Annotated in this window: 5 protein-coding genes; 2 read left to right on the top strand and 3 right to left on the bottom strand. The window is 40.9% G+C overall.

Annotated features, from left to right (window positions below; all coding sequences use genetic code 11):
* From BBROOKSOX_RS08880 to BBROOKSOX_RS08870, 3 genes are all read right to left on the bottom strand, one after another.
* Positions 1-894 (bottom strand): hypothetical protein (locus tag BBROOKSOX_RS08880; protein ID WP_139661156.1); only part of this gene is annotated, 894 nt, incomplete at its 3' end.
* Between the two features lie 198 nt (positions 895-1,092).
* Entirely contained in the window at positions 1,093-2,124 is a 1,032-nt protein-coding gene (gene ruvB, locus BBROOKSOX_RS08875) for a Holliday junction branch migration DNA helicase RuvB (RefSeq protein ID WP_139661153.1), read from the bottom strand.
* A 6-nt stretch (positions 2,125-2,130) separates the two neighbouring features.
* Complete coding sequence (locus tag BBROOKSOX_RS08870) at positions 2,131-2,643, bottom strand: lipoprotein insertase outer membrane protein LolB (protein ID WP_139661150.1); 513 nt, start codon at positions 2,641-2,643, stop codon at positions 2,131-2,133.
* Positions 2,644-2,712: 69 nt separating this feature from the next.
* On the opposite strand from BBROOKSOX_RS08870, the gene hemA reads away from it, so the two are divergent.
* Both hemA and prfA read left to right on the top strand, forming a co-directional pair.
* Positions 2,713-3,972, top strand: a complete 1,260-nt coding sequence (gene hemA / locus BBROOKSOX_RS08865) for a glutamyl-tRNA reductase (protein WP_139661147.1) — start codon at positions 2,713-2,715, stop codon at positions 3,970-3,972.
* Positions 3,969-5,057: a peptide chain release factor 1 gene (gene prfA, locus BBROOKSOX_RS08860; RefSeq protein WP_139661144.1), complete on the top strand. Its 1,089-nt coding sequence runs from the start codon at positions 3,969-3,971 to the stop codon at positions 5,055-5,057. The genes hemA and prfA overlap by 4 nt, the downstream gene beginning before the upstream one ends.
* Positions 5,058-5,161: the final 104 nt, after the last annotated feature.

Genomic DNA, 5,161 nt, shown 5'->3' with positions numbered 1-5,161 from the left:
TGTAACACCACGAGCGCTTGTACCAACTAGCATAGAGCCTAATGGTGCAAACTTAGCGTTAGAACCTGCAGCAGCATCTTTGTTCTTATACTGAGCAACATCCCATTTAACAGCGCCTACTTTACCGCCAACATGAAGTAAAGTTACTTTTTGTTCAACATTAGTGCTAGTGCCTGCTGCTTTTTGCTTATGATGTTCAGCAGCAACTAAGATACCACCGAAAGTACCCTTAGCAGAAAGGTTTGTCCATTTAGCCTTAGGGTTATTAATTATCTTAACTTTTGCACCAGCAATGTCAGCAGCAATGCTAACATGTGTTGTGCTAGCAACATGAACATGATCAATAGTCGGAACATTAACAGTATGTGCAGGAACAGCAGCAACAGCAGCAACAGCAGGAGTAGTGGCGGTAGCAGGAACAGCAGCAACAGCAGCAACAGCAGGAATAGTAATAGTAGCTAAACCTTCAGAAGAAGCAGTTCCTCCATTAGTTGTATATATACCTAAAGTAACAGGACCTACTTTAGTTGATAAAGATAGAGCATCTGTGCTTTTCTCACCCTTACTCCATGCACCCAAGCCAATTGTACTATAAAAATCGCCCGCTTTAACATTGACAGGACCCACTTTAGTGGTGATATAGAATTGATGTAAATTAGAAGCACTAGAACGATTTGCATTCTGATCGTCAGTTCTAAAACTAGCAACCACTTTGGTTACACCAAACTTACCAATTACATTTAAGTTAACACGCTTGGCATTTACAGTGGTACTACCACTTTGACCAATACCCTTGTCAGCATATTGAAGATACGCATCACCCTTGATTGAAATATCAGCCATTGATGCTGATGCCATTGTTGCTGCTACTGCAGCGACTATTAATTTTTTCATTATATACTCCGTAAGTTGTGAAAAAAAACCTCCGCAAAATTGCAAAGATGGTGTTAATTATACGAGTGTTTATAGAAAAGTCAACACTTTTTTGCAAAAAAAATACAAAAAAGTGTTTTTTTACAACAAAAAGCAAAAATAATGACTGCTAGTATGTGTTTAGCGTCGCAATCTCATGGTTAAATTTTTTTGTTTGTTTCATTCATCAAACAAACTTGAGGCTGGTGCATCAGGGTTTTTTAAACCCAAATGTTCATAGGCAAGATTGGTCGCACTGCGCCCACGCGGCGTACGCATAATAAAGCCTTGCTGAATTAAATAAGGTTCTATCATGTCTTCCAAAGTGCCACGATCTTCGCCAATCGCTGTTGAAAGTGTATCCAAGCCCACTGGACCACCGCCAAATTTTTGTGTTATCATTGATAAATATTCTCTGTCTAATTGCTCTAAACCTAATTCGTCTACCTTAAGCTCACTCAAGGCTTCATGTGCAATGGCTTGATGCACGATGCCATTGGTTTTAACATCAGCAAAATCACGCACTCGGCGCAATAATCGATTCGCAATTCTTGGTGTGCCACGAGAACGCTTAGCAATCTCTAATGCGCCGTCTGACTCTATTTGGATATCTAAAATATCGGCAGAACGCACTACAATTTTTTGTAAGTCTTTGACTTCATAAAACGCTAAGCGTTGGACAATACCAAATCTAGCTCTAAGAGGTGAGGTTAACATGCCTGCACGCGTGGTTGCGCCAATCAAAGTAAACGGGGGCAATTCCAGTTGCACAGAATGTGCGGCTATACCCTCACCGACCATAATGTCAAGTTTAAAATCTTCCAAAGCAGGGTATAGAATTTCTTCCACCACAGGATTGAGGCGATGAATCTCGTCAATAAACAACACATCATAGGGTTCAAGTTTGGTGAGTATTGCTGCCAAATCCCCTGAGCGCTCTAACACAGGGCCAGAACTTTGCTTAAATCCTGCACCCATTTGATTGGCAATCACATTTGCCAAGGTGGTTTTTCCTAGCCCTGGTGGGCCATAAATTAGGGTGTGGTCCAGCACATCGCCACGCTTTTTAGCAGCTTTGATAAACAATGACATCTGAGATTTAACATCTTTTTGACCAATATATTCGCTGAGCAATTTAGGGCGAACCGAAGTCATAATAATGGCTTCGTTTTCTTGCTTCTCTGCACTTACTAAGGAATCTTCTTCTATCATATTGCGTTATTTTAACCGATTAACTTCTTGCAACAGAAGTTTGATTTTAATGTGTTTGTCTGGATGAGTTAAACGGATAATTTTTGGATAAGCAATCCCCTTAAACACTCGGTGCCTACTCGTGCTAATCTGCCAATCTTGACTCTTATTATCATCACCTTTAAAAACAATGTCCTCTAAAGTCTCTACTGGAAAATACCAACCCAACTCAAGTTTCATCCACTGTTCTAATGTTAATAAAGTGAGTTTGTCGTCAATCAACAAGCCTTGTTCGGTTTGCTTTATTTGTCTTTGCCCCAACCCAAATGAGCCACTAAATGCTAATTGATAATACCCGCTTTGTTGGCTAAATTCAAAACTAACTGTGTCAGTTTTTTTGTTGCGCATGACACTGAGTTGCCCTGCTATCGTCCATACGCTCGGAATACTGTTTGAATAGACCAATGGCTCAGAGTGCTCTGGTATTGTTGAGCAAGCAGATAAAAAGCCAAATAACAACAATAATACAAGTGTTTTCATGGCTGCGTATTGTAACGCTAAACAGTGCTCTTATGGTATAATTGAGTGTTTATTTATCTAATTTTTTTCGTGCGTAAAATTGCCATTTTAAGTGTTAACCATCAACTTGCACCTGTTGCAGTGCGTGAGAAAGTTGCGTTTTCAGCTCATAAATTATCCAGTGCCTTGAAACAACTCAACAAGGTTCAAGGTATTGAGGCTTGCGTCATTCTATCCACTTGTAATCGCTCTGAGATTTACAGTATTGTTGATAGTAACAATGCACAACAAATACTGAGTGATTATCTTGCCACCACGCATAATGTTGCCAGAAAAAAGTTAGACCCTTATTTGGTTTATTTTGAAGGCGATGATGCACTCAAACACATCTGTCGCGTGGCAACTGGACTGGATTCTTTAGTATTGGGTGAGCCACAAATCCTAGGGCAACTTAAAGATGCCTACCACGCTGCCAAAGCAGCAGACACACTCAACAAATTATTAGAAAAACTCTTTCAACACGCTTTTTCAACGGCTAAAAAAGTCCGAACTGACACCCAAATCGGCTCATCAGTGGTTTCAGTTGCTTATTGCGCAGTCAAACTCAGTGAGAAGATTTTTGCCGATTTATCGCAACAAACCGTCATGCTCATTGGTGCAGGTGAGATGATTGAGTTGTGCGCTCAACACCTTAATCAAAAAGGCGTGAAGAAAATGATTGTTGCTAATAGAACGGTTGAAAATGCCAAGAAAATTGCCGATTTATACGGTGCAGTGTCCATCAGTTTAAAACAATTTTCATCAGTGGTGCACGAGGCAGATATTATTATTTCTTCTACTGCTGCCAGTGTGCCAATCATTGGCAAAGGTTTGATTGAGAGTGCGCTCAAAACGCGCAAGCACAAACCAATGTTTATGTTGGATATTGCCATCCCTAGAGATATTGAGCCAGAAGTCGCACAACTTGATGATGTGTTTTTATACACAGTCGATGACCTACAACAAGTGGTAGACAACAACATCAACAATCGCAATAAAGAAAAAACACTGGCTGAAGGAATCGTTATCGGTGAAAACAAAAAATTCACCCATTGGGTAGCAGCGCTACCTAACGAAGAAATCATCCAAGTTTACAAGAAAAATGCCTATCAAATTAAACAATCAGCCGTTGAAATGGCACTTAAAAAACTTAAAAATGGGGGAGATGCACAAACAATTATCACTCAACTAGGTGACCAACTGACCAATAAATTATTACACACACCCTTTAGCAATATCAAACAAGCAAAGGCTCAGCAGCTCAATCATTGTGAGTTTTGCATCCCTAAAAACAAGGCAAAAAAATCATGAATGCTTCACTCATTGCCAAACTTGAACAACTCTCAATGCGACTTGAAGAGGTGGGTGTGATGCTCAGCGACCCAGATGTTGCCTCAAACCAAAATAAATTTCGTGAATTGTCTATTGAACATGCGCAACTCACCCCTGTGGTTGAACAATTCTGTGGGTATTTAAGTACGCAAGAAGATGTTGAAGCCGCCAGAGCCATGTTGTTGGAAAATGATGATGAAATGCGTGCTATGGCAAAAGAAGAAATTGCCTCGGGTAAGGGTAAATTAGAACGACTTGAATTAGACCTTAAAAAAGCATTACTGCCTAAAGATCCCAATGATTCACGCAATATTATTATTGAAATCCGTGCAGGCACAGGTGGCGATGAAGCTTCACTCTTTTCAGGTGATTTATTCAAAATGTATTCGCGCTATGTTGAAAAACAAAAATGGCAAATAGAAGTCATGAGCGCTAACGCAGGTGAGCATGGTGGTTTTAAAGAAATTATCGCGCGTATTAGCGGTGTTAATGTCTATTCAAAACTCAAATTTGAATCAGGTGCACACCGTGTGCAACGCGTACCAGAAACTGAATCCCAAGGTCGCGTACACACTTCCGCTTGCACCGTGGCAATTATGCCGGAAGTAGAAAATATCGAAGAAATTAATATCAATATGAACGATGTGCGTGTTGATACCTTTAGAGCCTCTGGCGCTGGTGGCCAACATGTCAATAAAACCGATTCTGCTGTGCGTCTCACCCATATCCCCACCAATACGGTGGTGGAATGCCAAGATGGTCGCTCACAACACAAAAACAAGGCACAGGCAATGTCGGTATTGGCATCACGCATCTTAGATGCACAGCAACAAGCACAGCAAAAAGAACAAGCATCGACTCGCAAAGAACTCGTCGGCAGTGGCGACCGCTCACAACGCATCCGCACCTACAACTACCCACAAGGACGCATTACTGAACATCGTATTAACCTAACGCTTTACAAATTAGCAGAAATTATGGAAGGCGACTTAGAATCGGTGATTGAGCCACTCATCGTTGAGCAACAAACCAACCAGCTAAGCGAACTCAATGATGCCCTTTAGAATATTAGAGACCCTTGCATAAATAGGAACAATCATCAGAAACCCACTTTTCATCCACTTGGCGATTTTTTAAACCCAGCCTTAGCCCTGCTAGGACAAGGTTT

This window comes from bacterium endosymbiont of Bathymodiolus sp. 5 South (assembly GCF_900128535.1).
Classification (GTDB): Bacteria; Pseudomonadota; Gammaproteobacteria; order PS1; family Pseudothioglobaceae; genus Thiodubiliella.
This window is presented reverse-complemented; position numbering and strand designations above follow the sequence as displayed.

What these genes read in the sequence shown, in the direction of transcription:
- prfA (WP_139661144.1), top strand. Translation starts at nt 3,969, where the DNA reads ATGAATGCTTCACTCATTGCCAAACTTGAACAACTCTCAATGCGACTT.
- ruvB (WP_139661153.1), bottom strand. Translation starts at nt 2,124, where the DNA reads ATGATAGAAGAAGATTCCTTAGTAAGTGCAGAGAAGCAAGAAAACGAA.
- BBROOKSOX_RS08870 (WP_139661150.1), bottom strand. Translation starts at nt 2,643, where the DNA reads ATGAAAACACTTGTATTATTGTTGTTATTTGGCTTTTTATCTGCTTGC.